20 protein-coding genes, 1 tRNA gene, 1 other RNA gene and 1 pseudogene are annotated in these 22137 nt (G+C 69.6%); 17 read left to right on the plus strand and 6 right to left on the minus strand.

What is annotated here, in order from left to right; genetic code table 11:
* Positions 1-24: 24 nt before the first annotated feature.
* From ftsX to ACFVH2_RS04590, 3 genes are all read left to right on the plus strand, one after another.
* Complete coding sequence (gene ftsX, locus ACFVH2_RS04580) at positions 25-930, plus strand: permease-like cell division protein FtsX (protein WP_378422720.1); 906 nt, start codon at positions 25-27, stop codon at positions 928-930.
* A gap of 72 nt (positions 931-1002) precedes the next feature.
* A complete protein-coding gene (gene smpB, locus ACFVH2_RS04585) occupies positions 1003-1479 on the plus strand; it encodes an SsrA-binding protein SmpB (protein WP_378422722.1) in 477 nt (158 codons plus the stop codon).
* Entirely contained in the window at positions 1476-2336 is an 861-nt protein-coding gene (locus ACFVH2_RS04590; protein WP_378423172.1) for an EamA family transporter, read from the plus strand. Before smpB ends, ACFVH2_RS04590 begins: the two co-directional genes overlap by 4 nt.
* A gap of 3 nt (positions 2337-2339) precedes the next feature.
* Here ACFVH2_RS04590 and ACFVH2_RS04595 read toward each other — a convergent pair whose 3' ends face one another.
* Positions 2340-3581, minus strand: a complete 1242-nt coding sequence (locus tag ACFVH2_RS04595) for an MFS transporter (protein ID WP_378422724.1) — start codon at positions 3579-3581, stop codon at positions 2340-2342.
* A gap of 123 nt (positions 3582-3704) precedes the next feature.
* Here ACFVH2_RS04595 and ACFVH2_RS04600 point away from each other — a divergent pair, with 123 nt between their 5' ends.
* The gene (locus tag ACFVH2_RS04600; protein WP_378422727.1) at positions 3705-4643 is read left to right on the plus strand and encodes a LysR family transcriptional regulator; all 939 of its coding nucleotides are present in this window, start codon (positions 3705-3707) and stop codon (positions 4641-4643) included.
* A gap of 13 nt (positions 4644-4656) precedes the next feature.
* Here the strand turns inward: ACFVH2_RS04600 and ACFVH2_RS04605 are convergent, their stop codons facing one another.
* Positions 4657-6696 carry an elongation factor G-like protein EF-G2 gene (locus tag ACFVH2_RS04605; RefSeq protein WP_378422729.1) on the minus strand — a complete coding sequence of 680 codons (2040 nt, stop codon included), beginning with the start codon at positions 6694-6696 and terminating at the stop codon, positions 4657-4659.
* Positions 6697-6800: 104 nt separating this feature from the next.
* Entirely contained in the window at positions 6801-8918 is a 2118-nt protein-coding gene (locus ACFVH2_RS04610) for a membrane dipeptidase (protein ID WP_378422731.1), read from the minus strand.
* A gap of 160 nt (positions 8919-9078) precedes the next feature.
* On the opposite strand from ACFVH2_RS04610, the gene ssrA reads away from it, so the two are divergent.
* Positions 9079-9449, plus strand: a transfer-messenger RNA (tmRNA) gene (gene ssrA, locus ACFVH2_RS04615).
* A 185-nt stretch (positions 9450-9634) separates the two neighbouring features.
* Here ssrA and ACFVH2_RS04620 read toward each other — a convergent pair.
* Positions 9635-9775, minus strand: coding sequence for a hypothetical protein (locus ACFVH2_RS04620; protein ID WP_378422733.1), 141 nt, complete (start codon positions 9773-9775; stop codon positions 9635-9637).
* A 293-nt stretch (positions 9776-10068) separates the two neighbouring features.
* On the opposite strand from ACFVH2_RS04620, the gene ACFVH2_RS04625 reads away from it, so the two are divergent.
* Positions 10069-10401 (plus strand): hypothetical protein, encoded by a 333-nt coding sequence (locus ACFVH2_RS04625; protein ID WP_378422735.1) that lies wholly within the window; start codon positions 10069-10071, stop codon positions 10399-10401.
* Between the two features lies 1 nt (position 10402).
* Here the strand turns inward: ACFVH2_RS04625 and ACFVH2_RS04630 are convergent, their stop codons facing one another.
* Positions 10403-11590, minus strand: a complete 1188-nt coding sequence (locus ACFVH2_RS04630) for a lipase family protein (RefSeq protein ID WP_378422737.1) — start codon at positions 11588-11590, stop codon at positions 10403-10405.
* Positions 11591-11674: 84 nt separating this feature from the next.
* Between ACFVH2_RS04630 and ACFVH2_RS04635 the strand changes: the two genes are divergently transcribed.
* The 6 genes and pseudogenes from ACFVH2_RS04635 to ACFVH2_RS04660 form a co-directional block, all read left to right on the plus strand.
* The gene (locus tag ACFVH2_RS04635) at positions 11675-12307 is read left to right on the plus strand and encodes an LON peptidase substrate-binding domain-containing protein (protein WP_378422739.1); all 633 of its coding nucleotides are present in this window, start codon (positions 11675-11677) and stop codon (positions 12305-12307) included.
* A 9-nt stretch (positions 12308-12316) separates the two neighbouring features.
* Positions 12317-12727 carry a fluoride efflux transporter CrcB gene (gene crcB / locus ACFVH2_RS04640; protein WP_378422741.1) on the plus strand — a complete coding sequence of 137 codons (411 nt, stop codon included), beginning with the start codon at positions 12317-12319 and terminating at the stop codon, positions 12725-12727.
* Between the two features lie 2 nt (positions 12728-12729).
* Entirely contained in the window at positions 12730-13107 is a 378-nt protein-coding gene (locus tag ACFVH2_RS04645) for a DUF190 domain-containing protein (RefSeq protein WP_378422743.1), read from the plus strand.
* Entirely contained in the window at positions 13104-13472 is a 369-nt protein-coding gene (gene crcB / locus ACFVH2_RS04650; protein ID WP_378422745.1) for a fluoride efflux transporter CrcB, read from the plus strand. Before ACFVH2_RS04645 ends, crcB (ACFVH2_RS04650) begins: the two co-directional genes overlap by 4 nt.
* A gap of 12 nt (positions 13473-13484) precedes the next feature.
* Positions 13485-15119: a phosphoglucomutase (alpha-D-glucose-1,6-bisphosphate-dependent) gene (gene pgm, locus ACFVH2_RS04655; RefSeq protein ID WP_378422747.1), complete on the plus strand. Its 1635-nt coding sequence runs from the start codon at positions 13485-13487 to the stop codon at positions 15117-15119.
* A gap of 32 nt (positions 15120-15151) precedes the next feature.
* Positions 15152-16351: pseudogene (locus ACFVH2_RS04660) on the plus strand (MFS transporter); the annotation flags it as partial.
* Here ACFVH2_RS04660 and ACFVH2_RS04665 read toward each other — a convergent pair.
* A complete protein-coding gene (locus ACFVH2_RS04665) occupies positions 16334-17053 on the minus strand; it encodes a VIT1/CCC1 transporter family protein (RefSeq protein WP_378422749.1) in 720 nt (239 codons plus the stop codon). The pseudogene ACFVH2_RS04660 and the gene ACFVH2_RS04665 overlap by 18 nt on opposite strands.
* Before the next feature lie 39 nt (positions 17054-17092).
* Between ACFVH2_RS04665 and ACFVH2_RS04670 the strand changes: the two genes are divergently transcribed.
* The 5 genes from ACFVH2_RS04670 (at position 17093) to ACFVH2_RS04690 (ending at position 22126) form a co-directional block, all read left to right on the plus strand.
* Entirely contained in the window at positions 17093-17584 is a 492-nt protein-coding gene (locus ACFVH2_RS04670; RefSeq protein WP_378422751.1) for a MauE/DoxX family redox-associated membrane protein, read from the plus strand.
* 49 nt (positions 17585-17633) lie between these two features.
* Complete coding sequence (locus tag ACFVH2_RS04675) at positions 17634-18377, plus strand: DsbA family protein (RefSeq protein WP_378422753.1); 744 nt, start codon at positions 17634-17636, stop codon at positions 18375-18377.
* Positions 18378-18566: 189 nt separating this feature from the next.
* Positions 18567-18639, plus strand: a tRNA-Ala gene (locus tag ACFVH2_RS04680).
* Positions 18640-18796: 157 nt separating this feature from the next.
* Positions 18797-20692, plus strand: coding sequence for an alkyl/aryl-sulfatase (locus tag ACFVH2_RS04685; RefSeq protein WP_378422755.1), 1896 nt, complete (start codon positions 18797-18799; stop codon positions 20690-20692).
* Positions 20693-20971: 279 nt separating this feature from the next.
* Positions 20972-22126 carry an N-acetylmuramoyl-L-alanine amidase gene (locus tag ACFVH2_RS04690; RefSeq protein WP_378422757.1) on the plus strand — a complete coding sequence of 385 codons (1155 nt, stop codon included), beginning with the start codon at positions 20972-20974 and terminating at the stop codon, positions 22124-22126.
* Positions 22127-22137: the final 11 nt, after the last annotated feature.

Raw genomic sequence — 22137 nt, forward strand, 5'->3', positions numbered from 1 at the left:
ACACACGAAGGACAACGACTTCCGATGCGCGCCAGCTTCATCTTCGGCGAGGTTTTCACCGGCCTGCGCCGCAACATCACCATGACGATCGCGATGATCCTGACGACTGCGATCTCGCTCGGCCTCTTCGGCGGCGGCCTGCTGGTCGTCCAGATGGCGGGCAAGACGCAGCAGATCTTCCTCGACCGGGTGGAGGTGCAGATCTTCCTCACCGACGACGTCTCGGTCAGCGACCCCGGCTGCACCCAGGACATCTGCAAGGGCCTGCGCAAGGACCTGGAGGACACGCCCTCGGTGGTGTCGGTCCAGTACCTCAACCGTGACGACGCGGTCGCCGACGCCAAGGAGCGGGTGTTCAAGGACCAGCCCGAGCTCGCGTCGATGGTCAGCCCCAATGCGCTGCCCGCCTCGTTCAAGGTCAAGCTGTCGGATGCGGAGCGGTTCGGTGTCGTCAACGACGCCTTCGCGACCCGGCCCGGCGTGCAGAGCGTGCTCAACCAGCGGGACCTGGTGGAGCGGCTGTTCAGCGTGCTCAACGGTATCCGCAACGCCGCATTCGCCATCGCGATCGTGCAGGCGATCGCGTCGATCCTGTTGATCGCGAACATGGTCCAGATCGCCGCGTTCACCCGCCGGACCGAGGTCGGCATCATGCGACTGGTCGGTGCGACCCGGTGGTACACCCAGCTGCCGTTCCTGCTCGAGGCCGTCGTGGCCGCGCTGGTCGGCGCCGCGCTCGCCGTCGCCGGACTGTTCACCGCGAAGACCCTCTTCATCGACGACATGCTCAGCGACGTCTACGACGCCAACATCGTCGCCCGGATCTCGAACAGTGACGTGCTGCTGGTCTCGCCGTTCCTGGCGCTCGTCGGTGTCGGAATGGCCGCGGTGACCGCGTACGTGACGCTGCGTCTGTATGTGCGGGAATAACGAGTTGCCGGGCGAACTATCCTTGAGTACTGGACATTTCTCGTACACCGCAGCGGACTGAAGGGCCCGGACGTGAAGGAAAAGGGCCGCAAGGTCATCGCAACCAACCGCAAGGCGCGGCACAACTACACCATCATCGACACCTACGAGGCGGGCATCGCACTGGTCGGCACCGAGGTGAAGAGCCTGCGCGAGGGCAAGGCGTCGCTGGTCGACGCGTTCGCCACCGTCGACGACGGCGAGGTGTGGCTGCGCGGACTGCACATCCCCGAGTACACGCAGGGCAGCTGGACCAACCACTCGCCGCGCCGCACCCGGAAGCTGTTGCTGCACAAGCGCGAGATCGAGCATCTCGTCGGCAAGACCCGGGAGGGCAACCAGACCCTGGTGCCGCTGTCGATGTACTTCTCGGACGGCAAGGTCAAGGTGGAACTGGCTCTGGCCAAGGGCAAGCAGGACTACGACAAGCGTCAGGACCTGGCCCGGCGGACCGCCGAGCGCGAGGTCACCCGCGAACTGGGTAGGCGGGTCAAGGGCATGAGCCGCTGACCGCGGTCCTGCTCGCACTGCTCGCCGCCGTCGGCTACGGGGTGAGCGACTTCGTCGGCGGTCTCGCCTCCCGGCGGGTGGCTGCCCTGCGGGTGGTGATCGTCTCCTATCCGATCTCGCTGCTCATGGTGCTCCTCGTCGCGCCGCTGGTGGGCGGCGAACTCACGACCGCCGCGCTCCTGTGGGGCGCGGCCTCGGGCGTCGCCGGCGGACTCGCGGTGTGGTGGTTCTACCTGGCGCTCGCCGACGGCCCGATGTCGGTGGTGTCGCCGCTGACCGCGGTCCTGGTGGCGGGCGTTCCGGTCGCGGTCGGGTTCGTGCTGGGGGAGCGGCCCGGGGCGCTGGCCCTGGCCGGCGTGGTGCTCGCGCTGGTCGCGGTGGTGATGGTGAGCCGGGAGACGGCCGAGACCGCGGGCGAGGCGGTCGACGGCCACCGCGTGAGCTTCACCCCGAGGATCGCCTGGCTGACGGTCGGGTCCGGGTTGGCGTTCGCGTTGGCCTTCGTGTGCCTGCACGAGATCGGGGACGGCGGCGGGCTGTGGCCACTGGCGGCGTCCCGAGCCTCGGCGACGGTGGTGGTGTGGGCGGTTGCGTTGGCGTCCGGACAGTTCGTCGTGCCGCCGCGCGGGGTGATCCGGCTTGCGCTGCTGATCGCGTTCCTCGACGTGGTCGCGAACGCCGCGATGATGTACGCGTTCTCCGGCGGACTGCTGTCCCTGGTCAGCGTCATCGGATCGCTGTACCCGGCGGCCACCGTGCTGCTGGCCATGACGATGCTCGGCGAGCGGGTCGGCCGGCTGCAGCGGGTCGGCATGGTGCTGGCCGTCGCCGCGGTCGCGATGATCGCGGTCGCCTAGGGATTACGAGGCCACGACGTCGCTGACCGCGGCCGCGGGTTCGGGCAGGTGTGTCCGGGTGGGCAGTAACAGCGGGGTGGCGAGCAGCAGAACGCCGGAGACGGTTATCGCGGCGAGCGGGCTGGTGAGTGTGGCGAGGACACCCCAGACCGCCACCAGGGCGGCCTGCAGGAGCCTGCTGCTGACACTCCATGCGGTGAGGACGCGAGCGGCGTGACCGGCAGGCGTGCGCCGCAGGCGTTCGGTCGCGTTGACGGGGTTGAAGATGCCCATGCAGGTGATCAGCAGGCCCTCGACGACGATCACCGTGAGGAGTCCGGGGATGCCGGGTCGGATGAACGCGAGGCCGAGCGGGAAGGTCGAGCGCAGCCAGCCGGAGACGATCACGACCCGGTGCCGGCCGTAGCGGGCGACGAGGCGAGGGGACAGGCGGGCACCCACGAAGCCGCCGAGCGCCGGGATGCCGAAGGCGAGGCCGTACTGCCAGGCCGGGAAATGGTACTCGCCCAGCAGGAGGACGGCGAGGAGGGGGACGGTCGCCATGATCAGCGCGCTGACCAGTACCGAGTTGAGGAACAGCCGCCGCAGGACCCGGTCGCGCAGGATGAAACGCCAGCCGCTCAGTAGGTCGGTGGTGCGCAACCGGGTGGACGCGTCGCGGGACGCGGCGACATCGTCTCCCCGGATGCGGAGGATCGCGAGCGCGGACAGCAGAAAGCTGAGCGCGTCGGCGGCGACGGTGACGACCGGGCCGAGCACCCCGACGAGCGCGCCGCCGAGGGGCGGTCCTGCCGCGGTCGCCACCCAGCTCGTGCCCTCGAATCGTCCGTTCGCGACGAGGAGGTGATCGCCGCGGACGAGGTGTTTCAGGTAGGCGCCGGAGGCAGCGGTGAAGACGATGCCCGCGGTGCCGGAGACGACGGAGACGACCAGCAGTTGGCCGTAGGTCAGGATGCCGAGGAGGTACGCGATCGGCACGCTCGCCATCGCCAGGAACCGGGCCAGGTCCGCCGCGATCATCGCCGGCCGTTTGGGGTGGCGCTCGACCCACGGCCCGAGTGGGACCGCCGCGATCGCCGCGACGGTGAGCCCGACCGCCTCCAGCAGTGAGACGGCGACGGCCGACGCGTGCAGCACGTGCACGGCGATGAGCGGGAATGCTCCGAAGGCGATCCACGTGCCGTACGTGCTGACGGCGTAGGCCGACCACAGCCGGTCGAAGCCGGGTCCCAACTGCACTCGCACGCGACTCCCTCGTGACAACTCATGTTCGGGTCCGTGGATCACATCAGCAGCACCGAGCATGGATCAAACAACCAGCCTTCCCGCGAGCCACAACGATTGGTTGGGCACGCATAGGCTGTGGCCGTGGACACCGAGGCAGTGCGATCGTTCGTCCGGGCCGCCGAGCTCGGGCAGCTGCAACTGGCGGCCAACGAGTTGGGCGTGACGCAACAGGCCGTCTCGAAACGGATCGCGACCCTCGAGCGCGAGCTCGAGGTCCGGTTGTTCACCCGTACCGCCCGCGGGGTCGAGCTGACCCTCGACGGTCAGGCGTTCCTTCCCCATGCGCGCGGCATCGTCACGGGTGTCGATCGTGCCGTCACCGCGATCAGACCGGGTTCGCGGGCCCTGCGGATCGACGTCCTCGGCCTGCGATCCGCGCAGGCGGTTGTGCTGCACGACTATTGGCGGTCGCATCCCGAAACCGCCCTCGACGTGGTGACCCTCAAGGTCAACGACCCACGCGTGGCGGTCGCCGCCGTCGAAGCGGGCGATATCGACGCCTCGTTCCGCACGGTCACCGATCCGGCCACCCTCCCGCGCGACGTGCGCATGATCCACGCGTTCGACTCACCGCTGGAGCTCCTCGTGGGCCCGAGACATCCCCTCGCCTCCGCCCGGACGCTGACGCCGCCGCAGCTGCGCCGGCACCGGATCTGGGTGCCGGGCATCGCGCCCGGCAGCGAATGGGGGGAGTTCTACGATCAGCTCGCCACCGAATTCGATCTCCGCATCGACGCCGCAGGCCCGCACTTCGGTGACGAGGTGCTCCTGGACACCCTCGCGGACTCTGCGGACGTGGCCACCCTCGTCGGGGCGCGTGACCGGTACATCTGGCCGACGAACTACGACCTACGTCGCATCCCGATCGTGAATCCGACGCTCGCGTACCCGATCTCGCTCATCCTCCCCCGGGCGAATCCGCACCCCGGGCTTCGGCCGATCGTCGACCACTTCGGAAGCCTCACACCGCTTCCGGAGACGACCTGGCGCCCGTCCTGGGCAAGGACGCCCCGCCGCTGACGCTCGCGTGCGCTCAGGTGTACTGCGCCGCCACGGACGTCGGCATCAGCTCGTACCGCAGGTGGGCTCGCGCGAACTCGGCGGTGCCGTGGGTGAGCGAGCGCAGATCCACCGGATAGCGGGACAGTTCGATCTCGGGGACCTCGGCGCGCAGCAGCGCCAGTCCCGGCTCGGTGGTCTCGGTCCCGAGCACGTGGCCGCGCCGCGCCGACAGGTCGCTCAGCACCGCGCCGAGATAGTCGTCGGGCAGGATCACCCGCACCGCGGACACCGGTTCGAGCAGCCGGATGTCGGTGTGCGAGGCGGCGTCCCGCAGGGCCAGCGCCGCCGCGGTCTGGAACGCCGAGTCCGAGGAGTCCACCGAGTGCGCCTTGCCGTCGACGAGGGTCACGCGCACGTCGACGAGCGGGTGGCCGGTCGCGACGCCCGCGAGCAGTTGGGTCCGCACCCCCTTCTCCACCGACGGGATGAAGTGCTTGGGCACCGATCCGCCGACGACCCGGACCACGAACTCGAAGCCCTCGCCGGTCGGCAGCGGTTCCACCTCGAGATCGCAGATGGCGTACTGGCCGTGGCCGCCGGACTGCTTGACCAGTCTGCCGTGGCCGGATGCGCTGGCACCGAACGTCTCCTGCAGCGCCACCCGGTAGTCGGCGGTGTCGACGTGCACGCCGTGCCGGTTGCGGAGCCGGTCCAGGGTCACCTCGGCGTGCGCCTCGCCGGTGCACCACAACACGATCTGATGGGTCTGCGGGTTCTGCTCCAGCCGCAGCGCCGGATCCTCCGCGAGGAGCCGGGTCAGGGACTGGGACAGCTTGTCGTCGTCCGTCTTGCTGTGCGCCTCGACCGCGATCGGGAGCAGCGCGGCCGGCTTCGGCCAGGTCGCGAGCGCGGTGGCCGAGCCGTCGTCGGCGAGGGTGTCCCCGATGTGCGCGCTGGCGACCTTCGCCACGCACACCAGGTCGCCGGCGACCGCCTCCGGCACGGGATGCTGCTGTTTGCCGAATGGCCCGGTCAGCGTCGTGATGCGCTCCTCGGTGGGGTCGGTGCGGTCCGGCCCGATCACGTGGACGTGGGTGTCGGGTCGCAGGGTGCCCGCGAAGACCCGGATCAGGCTGATCCGGCCGACGTAGGGGTCGCCGGTGACGCGGACGACCTGCGCCGCCAGGGGAGCGTCCGGGTCCGCGGCCGGCTGGTCACCGACGCGATGGGTGGGGTCGGGGAACGAGCCCGCGATCAGGTCGAGCAGTTCGGCCGAGCCGACGCCGTAGTCGGTCACAGCCAGCGCGGGATGCAGTGTGCAGTCCACGATCTCGTGCCGTAGGCCCTCGGCCAGCGCTTCCTCGTCCAGTGTCTCGCCCGCGAGGAAGCGCTCCATCAGGGTGTCGTCCAGGCCGGAGATGGCCTCGACCAGGCTCTCGCGTGCAGCCCCGACCTCCGGTTCGTCGCCCGGTTCGCCGTAGCGTCGGCCGGTCAGCAGATCGACCGAACCGCACGGCTTTCCGTCGGCGTGGACCGGCACGAAGACCGGTCGCAGAGTGTCGGTGCCGAGGCCGAAGGCGTCGTGGCAGGACGTGAGGATCTCGTCGAAGCTGCTGCGGGCGACGTCCAACTTGGCGACCGCGATGGCCCGGGGGATCCCCACCGCCGCGCACTCGCGCCACAGCGCGCGGGTCGGCGCGGTGACCGGGTCGGTCGCGGAGACGACGAACACGGCGGCGTCGGCGGCGTGCAGTCCGGCGCGCAGCTCCGCGGCGAAGTCGGGGTGGCCGGGCGGATCGAGCAGGTTGATCCGGACGTCGTTCCAGTCCAGTGGCAGCACCGCCAACTGCACTGACCGCTGCTGCTGGTGCTCGATGTCCTCGTAGTCGGAGACCGTGTTGCCGTCCGGGATCCGGCCCGCCTTGCCGATCGCCCCCGCGGCCAGGGCGAGGGACTCGGCGAGGGTGGTCTTGCCCGCGCCGCTGCACCCGATCAGCACGACGTTGCGCAACTGCTGCGGACTCGAGACGGGCATCAACTGCCCGACTCGGGCCGAGGTGCGGTCGGCCATGGGATCTCCTCCCGATGCGACTTCGCTGCCCGCCTGTCGAACATCGAGTCTAGGCGGGTCCGGCGGTCGCATCGGGAGGAATGACCTATCGAGACTGCATCGGACTACTTGGCGACGCGCTCCCACATCTGCAGGTACGCCTCGGCCCCACGGCTCATGTCCTCGATGATCTGGTCACCGTCGGCGCCCGCCGCGATCTTCATGTCCGCGATCCAGTCCGGGATCATGCCGTACTGCGCCACGCCGTCCTTGTTGAGGTCGAACACGCGCTGCCCGGTCCGTTGCCGGTCCATCACGGTGCCGCCGTCGAACGTCCTGTACGGGTACTGCAGCGGCTCGGTCTCGGCGCTGTCGCGCGGGGCGGCCTGAGGGCCGAAGCCGTTGGTGTCCGCGCCGTAGCCGAAGCCGAAGTAGTACTTGTCGCTGCGCGCCTTGCGGGCCTTGCGCCAGGCCTCGACGAAACCGGGTTCGCGATCGGCCTTCGGGTCCTGACCGGGCTCGGCCTTCTGCGGCTCGAGCTGGCTGGCGTACAGCGCGACGAACCCGCCGAGCGCGTAGATCCGCTTGTAGAGGAGGGGGTCCGACCAGCTGTGGCTGGACACCACGCCCGAGTACTTCGCGTCCTCGAGGATCTTCAGGGTGTCCTCGGCGGTCCTGACGCTCATGTGGTCGATGTCCACGATCATGCCGCGGTCCATCATCCCGCGAATCATGTGTTCGCCGAGGGTGGTCAGGCCGCGGGTGTTGCACAGCGGGCCCTCCGGGTACACCGGGGTGGTGACGCCGGGCGGCAGGGCGGACAGCGCCTCGGCGGGACCGTCGCCGACGCTGAGCAGCGGGTTGTCGTGAGCCGCGCCGGTGCACGGCTCGGCCTGCCAGAACCTGCCGGTACTGAGGAAGTTGCCGACGTTGACCGCGACGCCCTGCACGGCCGGGTCGAACCGGACGCCGCCGAAGGCGTTGTCGAACTTGTGCGTGACGATCATCTGCCGCACGCCCATCGCGTACACCTCGTCCAGGCCGCGGTCGACGTCGGCCTCGGTGCACTGCGGGACGTCACCGACCACCTTGCAGCCGAACGGTTCCGACGTCTCGATGCCGATGGTGACGGCGAGCTTGCCCTCCGCGGCGACCTTGCGGACCTGTTCGGGTGAGGACACGATGCGGAACCATCCGCGGCCCGGACCGCCGTACTGGGCGTCGATGTAGTCCTGCATCTCGTGGACCTGGGCGGCCTCGGCCCGGATGGTGTCCATGTCGTCGCAGGACCGGTTCTTGATCGGGTAGAGGTCGCACAGCACCCGGTTGTTGACCAGCAGGTTGGTGAAGATGCGCAGTCCGCCGCGCCACGCGCGCTCGACCCACTTGTAGTAGGTCTGCTCGTGGGTCAGCGAGTCGTGGGCGGGCCAGTCCGCGAAGGTGGGCCAGCCGGTGGTGTCGTGTTCCTCGAACGGGCTGCCGTGCGAGATGACGTTCTCGAGCAGGGCGGGCAGCCCGTTGCTGCCGTGGTCGGGGCAGTCCTGCAGTGCGACGGTGATGCCCTGCGGGTCGAAGGGCTTGCCGCAGTGCACCTGTCCGCCGATGAAGAGGTTGGCGTCCAGGTGGACGTGCGCGTCGATGAAGCCGCGCACCTCGCCGTTCGGCCCGGTCCCGGACAGCGGCGTGCCGGTGGCGTTCACCTCGGAGTCGGGGAAGTCGGCGCAGCCCGAGGTCGCGACGAGGGTGAACCGTCCGCCGGTCGGGTCGACGCCCGGGTTGCTCAGTGCCAGTCCGTTCGGGCCGGCGGTGAGCTGGTTGCCGTTGGCGGTCGAGGTGATGGCGTAGGTGCCGTCGGTGTGGGTGAGGGTCCAGTCCGTCGCGGGGGTGGCGGCGCGCGTGGAGACCACCTTCTGGGTGCCCTCGCCGGCGATCATGTCGCCGCCGCGGCCGTAGAACATGAACCGGCCCAGCTGGGATGCGTGCATGCGCAGCGGTTCGGCGTCGCCGACCGCGGGTGCGTCGGCGCGATAGCCGGCGTCGGCGCGGCGGACGAACTGTCCGGTGGGCTCGGACTTCAGTGCGTAGCAGCCGTTCGCGAGGCCGTAGACCGGGTCGTCGCCGGGGCCGACGGGGGCGGGCGAGGGTGCGGAGGCCGCGATCCCGGCCGTCGCGACGGCGAGCGCCAGCGAGAGGGACAACGCGTGAACGAGACGGCGGCGGGTGCGCCGGGCGAGAAGAGTCATGTGCGTCCGTGGTCCCCCGTCGAAACAACTGTCTGATTGTGATCGGAAGCGTAGATCATTCTGGACAAATGTCCAGGATTTGCGGCGCTCGGAAACCGGGATGATTTTCCGGCGCCGGGGCGTTACAGTGTGTGGTCCCAGCAGGTTGCTGGGAACGTACGGGGCTGAACGGTTTCGACTTTGTACGTTGAGTCAGGGGAAGCGTGTCGGTGCAGGCAAGAGACCACCGTAAGCGTCGCTGCAAACATATAAGCGCCGATTCCAATCAGCGCGACTACGCTCTCGCTGCCTAAGTAGCGAAGCGTGTCTGTCAGTCCGATCTCGCCCTCGGGTCGGGTACTGGCATCAGCTAGAGGGCTTTACCTACCGGCTCGGTCGCGGAGTCGGATGGGACATCAAACAGTGACTGGGATCGTCATCACGGCTTGTTCGCGAGACCGGGAGATCCAAGTAGAGGCATAGCGAACTGCACACGGAGAAGCCCTGGCGATCCGGCGAAGGACCCGGGTTCAATTCCCGGCAGCTCCACCGAAAGCCCCCCATCAGCAGAGATGCCGATGGGGGGCTTTTTCGTGTGCGTCGACGCTATGGCTCACTGACCGTTTACCAACCGCTTTGGTCGCGCCTCGCTACCGCCGAATCCAGCGCATCGGCGACCGCCGAGTGCGTTCTGCTGCGCCCCATGTAGACCTCCTGGGTCATCGACGCCTGCGGGTTCAGGTGTCGCCGTCACGGCCTGCCGGCCATGGCGCGGTGCCGTCACCCGGAGGCAGGTCGTCAATCTGTGCCGCGAGTTTCACGCGGGCGACCATCTCACCGATGACGTTGCGCACCGCCGCAACAACTCCCCAACTCATGACGGAGAGGTTACCTGTTCTTTGTCTAACTAAGGAGCTGGTAACGGGTTCGATTCCCGGCAGCACGTCGATGGGGGGCTTTTTCGTGTGTGACGACCTATTCGCGCCAGGCTGGGCCGTCGCCGGGTGGAAGGTCGTCCACCCGCGCCGCCATCCGGATGCGAGTCCTCACCTCGGTGACGAGGCGGGCGAGCGCAGTGGTGAGGCTGTGCAACATTGCCGAATCCAACCACACGGGACGCGCTCGACCTGCCGGTATTCGGATCCGGGCAGGCGCCGATAGGCTCGGGTACGTGGATTCCGGCGACGTCGACTTTGCGCACACCGACGAGGCATCGCGCAAGCGACGCGACAAGGCGGTCGGACTCGCCCGGTACATCTGGGACCGGGGGATCGGCGGCGCCGAACTGCTCGCCCTGCCCGACGATCGGTTGCGCAAGCTCGCCCGGGCCGCGGGAGCGAACCCGCCGAGCACCCGCGAGACCTGGTCGGTAGTCGCGGAACTGCTGGGCGAGAAGTCGCGGTGGGCGGCGGAACATCCCGACGACCCGCGGGCGGTGCCCGCGCACGCCGACGAGAAGATCATGTGGGTGAAGCCGCCGCTGCCGCCCTGGCCGAAGAGCTGAGTCAGCAGTTGCTGGGTGCCGGCACCCCGGCGAACCTGCCGTCCAACCAGGCGAACGCCCCGGGCACGCCCTCAACCGAGGCGGGTCCGTGGTCGCCGGGCAGCACGTCGAACTGGACGGGCACGCCTGCGCCACACCATCTCCGGACCGTCGCGGCCGCGGAGTCGAGCGGCGCCAACTGGTCGCCGGTGCCGTGCCACGCGAACACCGGAGCGCGCGGGACGCCCGGGTAGAGCTGCAGGCTGTTCTCGTCGAACACCGAGCGCAGGCTCGGGGCATTGACCTCGGACGGGTCCTTCGTCACCTCCGCGGTGCTGTGCCCGGCACCGTCGTCGATGATCTGCTGGGTGCATGCGTTCGCGATCTGATCCCGCAACCGGAGTCCCGCGGGGGTGAGGTAGTTGTCGACCGCCACTCGCGAGGGGTATTCCCGCTCGAGTCCCAGCGTGGCGGCGAAGGCGAGTCCGAAGAGCGGGTGTGGTGCGGAGCCCAGGCCGTTGGCGAGCTCGTTGAGGTTGGTGGGGACGCCGCCCTGCGCGATCCCGACGATGTTGAGCTCCGGCGCGTAGGTGGGCGCCAGTGCGCCCGCCCAGCCGGTGGCCATGCCGCCGCCCGAGTATCCCGTCAGCCCGACCGGGCTGTGCCCGAGACGCGCCTGCGGCAGGCGCTGGACCGCGCGGATCCCGTCGAGCACGATCTGACCGCCGAGCCGCGCCGCGCCGTAGGCGCTGGTCGGGCCGAGATGGTCGGGCAGCGCGACCGCCCACCCCCGGGCCAGCAGCACCGGTATCGCCGGCGCCTCCGTCAGCTGCCCGTCGAACAGCGTGTGTGAGGGCCCGCATTGGGTGCCCAGGGCGTTGATGATCGCCTGGAACGACAGCAGCGGACGGTCCACACCGCCGCGCGGCACGAGCACCGTCGTCGTCGCCGCGATCGGCGCACCGGCGGAATTGGTGGAGCGGAACAGGATCTGCCAGCCGTCGGCGTTGCCGTACCTCGACACGTCGACCGGGCGTGCGCGCAGCACGTCGCCGTTCGCGCGCGGGGCCAGGTCGGGTGGCGACCAGTAGAAGGGGTCGGGATCGGCGACGGGCGCGGCCGGCTGGGCCGAGGCAGTCGGTGTGGCCAGCGCGAGGCCGGCGAGGATAGCGAACGCAGCGGCTGCGGACCGCCTGAGCCAGGTGTCCATGGACGTCCCTTTCCAGATCACACCCTAGCGCGGTCGCCGCGACGCGTCCCGGTTCCGGCGGGGCCCGATTGTTAGCCTGGGCCCATGCATCTCCCGATGTTCCCGCTCGGCGCGGTGCTGCTCCCAGGCGAGGAGCTCCCGCTTCAGGTCTTCGAACCGCGATACCGCGAGATGGTCGAGTACTGCACGTCATCGCCCGACCGAATGCGGTTCGGGGTGGTGCTCATCTCGCGCGGGCACGAGGTCGGCGGCGGCGACGAGCGGACCGATGTGGGGACGTCGGCGAGGATCGTCGACTGCCGACCGGGCGCGGGCGGACGGATGCTGCTCGGCTGTGTCGGCGAGCGCCGGATCCGGGTGCGGCGCTGGCTTCCCGACGATCCGTATCCGCAGGCCGAGGTGCAGGAGTGGCCCGACGAGGGATCGGTGATCGGAGCGAGCGCCGTCGAGGAGGTCGACGCCCGCGTCGTCGAGTTGCGCGAGGTGGTCGCCGAGCTGGCCAGGGTCGGGGGCGGGCGGGCACCGGACTTTCCGCCGCTGGGGTCGCTTCCCGGGGGTCCGGGCGAGCAGGCGTTGGCGCTCGCGGCGCGGCTGCCGCTCGGTGCCGCGGATAGACTTCGAGTGCTGGCCGCACCGGGTCCCGGTGAGCGACTGGTGGTTCTCGCCGACGCGCTCGCCGACGTCATCGCCGCGGCGCGGTTCCGGTTGTCGGACTAGGAGATGTGGATGCGCGGTGACTGGTCGTTGCTCGCGGTCGTCGCGGCTGGCGGTGCGCTCGGTTCGCTGGCGAGATACGGTGTTGCGCAAGTAATTCCAGTGCAGGCCGGTCAACTCCCCTGGGCGACGTTGATCACCAACGTGGTCGGCTGCTTCCTCATCGGTGTGCTGATGGTGGTCATCACCGAGGTCTGGACCGCGCACCGGTTGCTGCGGCCCTTCCTCGGGGTCGGCATTCTCGGTGGTTTCACCACCTTCTCCACCTACGCGGTCGAGGTTCGCGGGCTCCTCGCCGACGGCCACTACCCGCTCGCGTTCGGCTACCTCGCCGGCAGCGTGATCGCCGCGCTCACCGCCGCCCTGGCGGGGGTCTCGCTCACCCGGGTGGCCGCGGGCGCCCGGATCGGGAAAGGAATCTGACGATGTCGTCCTCCAACACCCCGTCGCCGAACACCTCGTACACGTGCACCTCGCGCACTGAACTGCGCCTGTCGATCATCGTCGGCCAGGACGACCTGTGGCACCACAAGCCCACGTACCAGGAGATCGTGCGGCGGGCCCGCGACGCCGGGCTCAGCGGAGCCAGCGTGTGGCGGGGAGTCGAGGGATACGGCGCGTCCTCGCACATCCACACCACCCGGCTGCTCGACCTCGCCGACGGCCTGCCGGTGCTCGTCGTCATCCTGGACGACCCACCGCGTGTTCGTTCGTTCGTCCAGGCGATCGCCGAGTTGCTCACCCAGGCCACCGTCACCCTCGAGGACGTCGAGCGGGTGCACGTGGCGGAGGGTCCCGCGTGAGCGTGCTGCTGGTGTTGGTCGGCGGCGCCGTCGGCGCGCCCGCACGGTTCCTGCTGGACCGCACCGTGCAGTCACGCCACGACAGCGAGTTCCCGTGGGGCACGCTCGCGGTCAACGTGATCGGATCGCTGATCCTCGGCGGGCTCGTCGGTGCCGCGACCGCGCACGGCGGCGCGCTGATGACGCTGATCGGCACCGGCTTCTGCGGGGCGCTGACCACCTTCAGTACCTTCAGCTACGAGACGCTGCGCCTACTGCAGGACCGGGCACGGTTGTACGCCGTCGCCAACGTCGCGGTCACCCTCGTGGCCGGGATCGGGGCCGCATTCCTCGGATTCGCGGCGGCACACGCCGTCGTCGCGTGATCGAATGAGGCAATGGTGAACGATCGAGCAGGCCGACCCGCGGAACCCGAAGACCTCGAGGACCTCCCGCACCTGGTGACGGCCTACTACACCCGAACCCCGGACCCCGAGGACCCCGGCCAGCGGGTGGCATTCGGGACCTCGGGGCACCGCGGGTCGAGCCTCGACGGCGCCTTCAACGAGGCACACATCCTCGCCACCACCCAGGCGATCGTGGAATACCGCGCGGCCCAGGGCATCACCGGACCGTTGTTCCTCGGCCGGGACACCCACGCGTTGTCCGAACCCGCCTGGACCTCCGCGCTCGAGGTGCTCGCCGCGAACGGGGTCGACGTGCTCGTCGACGCCGCCGGCCGGTACACCCCCACCCCCGCGGTCAGCCATGCGATCCTGCGGCACAACGCATCCGCGTCGTCCGCCCGCGCCGACGGCATCGTGGTCACGCCGTCGCACAACCCGCCGCGTGACGGCGGCTTCAAGTACAACCCGCCGCACGGCGGACCGGCCGATTCCGACGCGACCTCCGCGATCGAGCGCCGCGCCAACGAACTGCTCGTCGAGGCCCTGTCCGGTGTGCGCCGGGTGTCGCCGGCTCGGGCGGGAGCCAGGCCCTACGACTACCTCGGCAGCTACGTCGACGACCTGCCGAGTGTGGTGGACCTCGACGCGATCCGAAGTGCCGGAGTCCGGATCGGGGCCGACCCGATGGGCGGGGCGAGCGTCGACTACTGGGGCGCGATCGCCGAGCGGCACGGTCTCGACCTGACGGTGGTCAACCCGCTGGTCGACGCGACGTGGCGGTTCATGACCCTCGACACCGACGGCAAGATCCGGATGGACTGTTCCTCCCCGGCCGCGATGGCCTCCCTGATCGGTGCGCGCGAGAGCTACGACATCGCAACCGGCAACGACGCCGACGCCGACCGGCACGGCATCGTCACCCCGGACGAAGGCCTGCTGAACCCCAACCACTACCTGGCCGTGGCGATCGAGTACCTGTACACGCACCGGCCGGACTGGGCGTCGGGCACGAAGGTCGGCAAGACGGTGGTCAGTTCGTCGATGATCGACCGGGTCGTCGCCGGGCTCGGCCGGGAGCTGGTGGAGGTGCCGGTCGGGTTCAAGTGGTTCGTGCCCGGTCTGCTGTCCGGCGAGCTCGGGTTCGGCGGGGAGGAGAGCGCGGGAGCGAGCCTGCTGCGCACCGACGGCTCGGTCTGGACCACCGACAAGGACGGTCTCGCGCTGGCGCTGCTCGCCTCGGAGATCCTCGCCGTCACGGGCGAATCGCCGTCGCAGCGATACCGCGCTCTGACCGCCCGCTACGGCGACCCCGCCTACGCGCGGGTGGACGCGCCGGCCGACCGGGCGCAGAAGGCGGCGCTGTCCGCGCTGTCGCCGGAGCAGGTCAGCGCGACGGAACTGGCGGGCGAACCCATCATCGCGGCGCTGACCGCCGCGCCGGGCAACGGGGCGCGGATCGGCGGTCTCAAGGTGTGCACCGAGAACGCGTGGTTCGCGGCACGACCGTCCGGCACCGAGGACAAGTACAAGATCTACGCCGAATCGTTCCGCGGCCCAGAGCATCTCGCCCAGGTGCAGGACGAGGCCCGCGAGGTCGTCGCGCGAGCCCTGGGAGCGGTCGACTGACGAGTCGGGCCGCGCACTAGCATCGGCGGTACATGAACACCTCCGAAACCAAGCTGCCGCGCGAGATCTGGGTGCTGGTCTCGGCCAGCTTCGTCATCGCCCTCGGCTTCGGCATCGTCGCTCCCGCCCTGCCCCAGTTCGCCCGCAGCTTCGACGTCGGGTACATCGCCACGTTCTCGGTCATCAGCGTGTTCGCCCTGATGCGGTTGCTGTTCGCGCCGCTGAGCGGCGCCTTGGTGCAGCGGCTGGGGGAGCGGCCCACATATCTCACCGGCCTGCTGATCGTGGCCGCGTCGTCCGGTGCGGTCGCGTTCGCCGGCGACTACTGGCAGCTGCTGCTGTTCCGGGCGCTCGGCGGTGTCGGTTCGACCATGTTCACCGTGTCCGCGCTCGGTTTGCTGATCCGGATCACCCCGCCGGGCATCCGCGGCCGGGTGTCCGGCCTGTACGCGACGTCCTTCCTGTTCGGCACCATCGGCGGCCCGCTGGTCGGCGGCGCGCTCGCGGGCCTGGGGCTGCGCGCTCCGTTCCTGATCTACGCGGTGGCCCTGCTCATCGCGGCGGCGGTGGTGTACCTCAGTCTGCGGCAGTCCGAGCTGGCCGCGCCGGATCCGGGCGGTCCCGTCCTCACGATGACGCTGCGTGAGGCGCTGGCCTCGGCGACATACCGGGCGGCGTTGGTGTCGAACTTCGCCAACGGCTGGGTGTCCTTCGGCGTCCGGGTGGCGATGGTGCCGCTGTTCGTGGTCGAGGCGCTGGACGCGGGCACCGCGTTGGCGGGTGTCGCGCTCACCGTGTACGCCGTCGGCAACGCGCTGGTGCAGATCCCGGCCGGGCGTCTGTCGGACCTGCGCGGCAGGCGGCCCTTCGTGCTGGCCGGGCTGGTGGTCAGCGGGACCGCGACCGCCGTGCTCGGGTTCAGCGACAACCTGCTGGTGTTCCTCGCGCTGTCCCTGGTGGCGGGCATGGGGTCCGGGCTGATGAATCCGGCCCAGCAGGCCGCGGTCGCCGACGTGATCGGCTCCAAGGTCAGGGGCGGCCCGGTGCTCGCCACCTTCCAGATGTCCTCGGATGTCGGCGTGGTGGCCGGTCCGCTGGTCGCCGGGGTGCTGGCCCAGTACCTGTCCTACGGGGTCGCCTTCGCGGTCACGGGCGCGCTCATGCTGCTCCCGATCGGGTTCTGGGTGCTCGCGCCGCGCACGATCCCGCAGGCGTCAACCGGGGACGCCGCCGATGAGCACGCCGACCAGGTAGGTGGCGCCGACCGCGACAGCGCCGAAGAGCAGCTGTCGCAGGGCTCCGCGAATCTTGGACTGCGAGGTCAGCCCGGCCGCGACCGCGCCCGCGACGAGTAGCCCGAGCCCGCCGACTGCGAGTCCGGCCGGGAGCGAGTCGAATCCGAGTAGGTACGGAAGCAGCGGGATGATCGCGCCGATCGCGAACATCACGAACGACGAGCCGCCTGCCACCAACGGGGACGGCTTCTCGGTCGGGTCGACACCGAGCTCGTGGGTGAGGTGGATGGTCACCGCTCGCTGGGAGTCGCCGTGCACCTCGGTTGCCGCGGCGCGGGCGGTGGTCTCGCTCATCCCCATGTCGACGAACATGCCGACCAGTTCGGCCTGCTCGGCCTGCGGATGCTTGGCCTGGGCGCGGGTTTCCACGCGCACCTCGGCGTCGATCTGTTCGTTCGCCGTCGACACCGACGCGTACTCCCCGAGGGCCATCGAGAAGGCGCCCGCCGCCAATCCGGCGATGCCGCTGAGAACGATGGCGTGCGCGTCCAGTCCGCCGCCGCCGACGCCCGCGAGCAATGACGTGTTGGTGACGAGCCCGTCCATGGCGCCGAACGTCGCGGCCCGGAGCCAGCCGCCGGACACGTTCGCGTGCGTGTGGTCGAACTCGTGCGGCAGCGCACCACCGTTCGGGTCCATGACCGCGAATCTACGCGGGGCCTCGGTACCGTGGGCGGCGTGTGGATTCGTGTCGTCAGCTTCCTTGCCCGCCTCGGCCTCGCCGCGGTCTGGCTGATCTCGGGCGGAATCAAGTTCGCCGATCCGACGCAGACGGTGGTCGCGGTGCGCGCCTACCAGTTGCTGCCGGAGGACTTGGTGCGCCCGGTGGCGTCGGCGCTGCCGATGTTCGAGATCGCGCTCGGCCTGCTGCTGCTCATCGGGCTCGGTGTTCGGCTCACCGCGGTCGTGTCGGTGCTGGTTCTGGCCGGTCTGATCACCGCGGTCGTGTCGGCGTGGGCGCGCGGCCTGTCGATCGACTGCGGCTGTTTCGGCGGCGGCGGTGCGGCGGAGGTGGACGGGTGGGACTACGCGCGCGAGGTCGCCCGGGACGTCGGATTCATGGCCATGGCGGTGTGGCTGATCGTGTTTCCCCGCAGCCCGTTCGCACTCGGCCCACGATCGCGGCCGCTCCTCTCATTGCCTCCTCAGCCTGAGGTGGCAGAGTCGTGAGTCGGCACCGTAAAGCCGTACCCGGAATCGGACCCGAAGGACTTCATCAGTGAGCAAGAAGGTCAAGCCCGTCAAGTACTCACCCCAGCCGACGTCGAGTCGCTCGACGTACCTGCTCGGCGGACTGGCGATCGTGGTGATCGCCGCGGTCGTCATCGGCGGCGTGTTGTGGAGCAGCAACCGCAGCAAGCCGCGCAACGAGGGCTACGGCGGGGTGTCGAACTCGGCGGTCCAGGTCGCGGTCCAGGAGGACGGGGTGGTCCGGCTCGGGACTCCCGGCGCGACGACCACCATCGACGTGTTCGAGGACCCCATGTGCCCGTACTGCGCCCAGTTGGAGAACACCAACGGCCAGGAGGTCGCGCAGAAGGTCGACGAGGGCACCCTCGCCGTGCGCTACCACACCCTCGACTTCCTGAACCGGCTCTCCGCAAGCGGCGACTACTCCAGTCGCGCGGCCGGGGCGCTGCTCTGCGTCGCCGACAGCGGCAACGCCATCGCCTACTCCAGCTTCCACGGGGCGATCTTCGCGCCGGCGAACCAGCCGAAGGAGAACGGCAAGTCCGACCACAGCAACGACGATCTCGCGCAGCTCGCCAAGGACTCGGGGGCCGATGATGCGACGGCGCAGTGCATCGCGACCGGCGCGAAGGTGGCCGACGCCACCGCGGCCGCGGAGAAGGGCAGTGCGGCCCTCGCGGCGAGCGGTGCGCGGGGCACGCCGACGGTGATCAAGGACGGCACCATCATCGACGCCCTCGGCGACGTGAACTGGGTGACGAAGCTCAACTGACCCTGCGGACGGGGGACAGACGAACGGGTACCGGGTAGGCCATCTCCGAGGGGTATGGCGGATCCCGGTACCCGTTCCCTTTTACCCAGGTAATCGGGCTGTGACCAGCCGATTTGTTGGCCACGCTCGCGATGGTGTAACTTTTTCCAGGCAAGCGGGACACGGTTTCCGAGTGCGACAACAGAACACGGGGCTATGGCGCAGCTGGTAGCGCACCACACTGGCAGTGTGGGGGTCAGGGGTTCGAGTCCCCTTAGCTCCACAGACGGAACCCCAGGTCAGAATAGTATTCTGACCTGGGGTTCCTTGTGTGCTGGGTGGTCGGTGTGCCAAGCGGCGGTGATCGAGCCGGGAGCATCTCGGCAGGTTCACCCCGTCCGGATGAGGTCTTCGCCATCACGACGTTTCATGCTGTCGCCATGACCTCCACATCGAAGTCGGCATCCGATACCGTCATCCGCCAGCAGAAGGCGCTCCTCGAGAGCCTGCCGTTCTCTGACACCCGGGACTTCGACGACGCCACCCGCGGTCTCGTGGGTCGTCGCGTGCCGAACGCGATCCACGCCGCGGACGGTGCGGTCGTCTGGGACAACGACACCTACGCGTTCATCGAGGGTGACGCCCCCGACACCGCCAACCCGAGCCTGTGGCGGCAGTCGAAGCTCAATGCGATCCAGGGTCTGTTCGAGGTGGTGCCCGGCATCTACCAGGTGCGCGGTTTCGACCTGTCGAACGTGTCGTTCATCGAGGGCGATACGGGTGTGCTGGTCCTGGACCCGCTCGTCACGGAAGAGACCGCGGCCGCTGCCCTCGCGCTGTACCGCGAGCACCGTGGCGACCGTCCGGTCACCGGTGTCCTCTACACCCACCCGCACGTCGACCACTTCGGCGGCGTCCGCGGGGTCACCACGCAGGAGGATGTCGACTCCGGTCGAGTTCCGATCATCGCCCCCGCAGGGTTCGCCGAGCACGCCGCCTCGGAGAACGTCTACGCGGGCACCGCGATGGCACGGCGGTCGGCGTACATGTTCGGTGCCGCGCTCGCCCGTGGCCCGCAGGGCGCGCTGGGGACCGGCCTGGCGCAGACCGTGGCGACCGGCAACATCACGCTGATCCCACCGACCCTGGACATCACCGAAACGGGTCAGGAGGAGACGGTCGACGGCGTCCGGATGATCTTCCAGATGGCGCCCGACACCGAGGCGCCGGCCGAGTTCCTGGTGTACTTCCCGCAGCACAAGACGTTGTGCGCCGCGGAAGATGCCACCCACACGATGCACAATCTGCTCACGCTGCGAGGCGCCCTCGTGCGCGACCCGCACGCCTGGTCGAACTACCTCACCGAGACGATCGACCTTTTCGGGGACGAGACCGAGGCCGTGTTCGCGTCGCACCACTGGCCGACGTGGGGCAACGAGCGGGTGGTGGAGTTCCTCTCCGCGCAGCGTGACCTGTACGCCTACCTGCACGACCAGACGCTGCGGCTGATCAACAAGGGCTGGACCGGAATCGAGATCGCGGAGGAACTCCAGCTCCCGCCGATCCTCGAGAACGCCTGGCACGCACGCGGGTACTACGGGTCGGCGAGCCACAACATCAAGGCGATCTACCAGCGCTACATGGGCTGGTACGACGGCAACCCCGCTCACCTGTGGCAGCACCCGCCGAAGGAGCAGGGCAAGCGGTACGTCGAGCTCGGCGGCGGTGCGGACGCTGTGGTGGCCAAGGCTCGCGAATCGTACGAGAAGGGCGACTTCCGCTGGGCCGCGGAGATCCTCAGCCACGTCGTGTTCGCCGAGCCCGACCACGCGGCCGCCCGCACCCTGCTCGCCGACACCTTCGAACAGCTCGGATACGGTGCGGAGAACGGTGTCTGGCGCAACATCTTCCTCTCCGGGACCACCGAGCTCCGCGAAGGCCGATTCGGCACCCCCACAGTGTCGGCCTCGCCCGACGTCATCTCCGCGCTCACACCGGACATGCTGTTCGACGCCATCGCGATCCAGGTCAACGGGCCGAAGGCGTGGGACGAGAACCTCACCCTCGACGTGGTCCTCACCGACGACGACGAGCGGTACCGTCTGCGGCTCGCGAACGGTGTGCTCACCTACAGCGGCCGGCCGCAGAAGGGCACGGCGGACGCGACCGTGACCGCGACCCGACGGACCTTGCCGGCCCTTGCGCTGGGCGGGCTGTCTCCCGAGGGACTGGCCGATGCCGGAATCGAATTGAGCGGCGACTCATCGGTTCTGACGCGACTTGCTGCCGTCCTGGATCCGGGCGACCCGGACTTCGCGATCGTCACCGCCGACTGAGCACACCTGCAGCCGCTTGACCGCGCTCGCACCACATTTTCCCCCTGGCTCCACCGACAAGAAGCCACTCGCCAACAGGTGAGTGGCTTCTTGTGGTCTCGGGGTTCGGGCGGGTCCGCGGGTCACAGAACGTCAACGGTTCGCTGAGAACCGCGGTGAACCATGGCACCGCGGTGCCTGCCTCTGTTTCACTTGGTGCGCTTGTGACCGGTGTGACTCGTGTAGTGCGCAGTGAAAGGAGAGTGGTGCGGCGGCTCCGTCCGTGTGCGCCCATCCGGGATGAAGAAGACCATCGTGACCGCCGGCCTCGTCGCCGCTTCGCTGACCGCCATGCTGCTGCCCGCCGTGGCCGCCGCCGATCCCACCGCGGCCCCCGCGACCCCCGCTGCCGAAGGCGCGGCCAACCCGACACCGCTGACCGGCAAGACTGTCTTCCTCGATCCCGGGCACCAGGGCACCAACCACAGCGAGAACCTCTCCCGGCAGGTCGACGACGGCCGCGGCGGCAAGAAGGACTGCCAGACCACCGGCATGACCAGCCTCGGCGGCGTGCCCGAGCACACGATCAACTGGAACGTCTCGCAACTGGTCAAGACCAGCCTCGAGACGCTCGGCGCCAAGGTCGTGCTCAGCCGCGCCGACGACTCGGGATGGGGCGGCTGCGTCGACGAGCGCGCCCAGGCCGCCAACAAGTCCGGTGCAGACCTCGCGATGAGCATCCACGCGGACTCGACGACCACGGGCGCCGACGACAAGGACCACGGGTTCCACCTGATCGTGCCGACGCTGCCGGTGCCCGACGCCAAGGTCCAGGCCGTGCAGTCCACGACGGGCCTCGAGGCGTCCAAGCTGATGCGCGACGCGTACGTCAAGAACGGCTTCACCCAGGCCAACTACGCGGGCGTCGTCGACGGCATCCAGAGCCGCGAGGACATCGCCGGGCCCGCGCTCACCACCGTGCCCCTGGTCTTCGTGGAGATGGGCAACGGTTCCAATCCCGACGACGCGGCCGTGCTCGACAGCCAGCAGGGCCAGCTCAAGCACGCGATCGCCATCGTCACCGGCGCGGTGAACTACCTGATGGGCGTCACCAGCACCCCGGCGGCCGGCAGCCCGGCCACCACGACGCCGGCCACCACGACGCCGGCCACCACGACCGCCCCGGCCACGACCACCCCGAACGCGGCGCCCGCCGCGGCAGGCGAGACGACGCCGGGCACCACCGCACCCACGACCACCACGACGACGACCCCGAAGGCAACGCCGGACACGGCGCAGGCATCCATCATCACGCAGGGCCTGGCGACCGTGCAGACCCTGCTGCAGACGTTCGGCCTCGACGGGCTCAAGGACTTCGCGACCGCGGAGAACCTCGGCCTGTTCTCCGAGCTGATCGGCAAGCTGCTCGCCGTGATCGGCGTCCCGAAGGGCTGACAGCAGACCGA

Source organism: Rhodococcus sp. NPDC127527, assembly GCF_042672245.1.
Taxonomy (GTDB): domain Bacteria; phylum Actinomycetota; class Actinomycetes; order Mycobacteriales; family Mycobacteriaceae; genus Rhodococcus_G.

Excerpts from the sequence above, each read along its gene's own strand:
- ftsX (WP_378422720.1), top strand. The coding sequence starts at position 25 with ATGCGCGCCAGCTTCATCTTCGGCGAGGTTTTCACCGGCCTGCGCCGC.
- crcB (WP_378422741.1), top strand. The coding sequence starts at position 12,317 with ATGCGCGGTGACTGGTCGTTGCTCGCGGTCGTCGCGGCTGGCGGTGCG.
- ACFVH2_RS04685 (WP_378422755.1), top strand. The coding sequence starts at position 18,797 with ATGACCTCCACATCGAAGTCGGCATCCGATACCGTCATCCGCCAGCAG.
- ACFVH2_RS04610 (WP_378422731.1), bottom strand. The coding sequence starts at position 8,918 with ATGACTCTTCTCGCCCGGCGCACCCGCCGCCGTCTCGTTCACGCGTTG.
- ACFVH2_RS04605 (WP_378422729.1), bottom strand. The coding sequence starts at position 6,696 with ATGGCCGACCGCACCTCGGCCCGAGTCGGGCAGTTGATGCCCGTCTCG.
- ACFVH2_RS04630 (WP_378422737.1), bottom strand. The coding sequence starts at position 11,590 with ATGGACACCTGGCTCAGGCGGTCCGCAGCCGCTGCGTTCGCTATCCTC.
- pgm (WP_378422747.1), top strand. The coding sequence starts at position 13,485 with ATGGTGAACGATCGAGCAGGCCGACCCGCGGAACCCGAAGACCTCGAG.
- ACFVH2_RS04645 (WP_378422743.1), top strand. The coding sequence starts at position 12,730 with ATGTCGTCCTCCAACACCCCGTCGCCGAACACCTCGTACACGTGCACC.
- ACFVH2_RS04665 (WP_378422749.1), bottom strand. The coding sequence starts at position 17,053 with ATGGACCCGAACGGTGGTGCGCTGCCGCACGAGTTCGACCACACGCAC.
- ACFVH2_RS04690 (WP_378422757.1), top strand. The coding sequence starts at position 20,972 with ATGAAGAAGACCATCGTGACCGCCGGCCTCGTCGCCGCTTCGCTGACC.
- ACFVH2_RS04620 (WP_378422733.1), bottom strand. The coding sequence starts at position 9,775 with ATGAGTTGGGGAGTTGTTGCGGCGGTGCGCAACGTCATCGGTGAGATG.
- ACFVH2_RS04635 (WP_378422739.1), top strand. The coding sequence starts at position 11,675 with ATGCATCTCCCGATGTTCCCGCTCGGCGCGGTGCTGCTCCCAGGCGAG.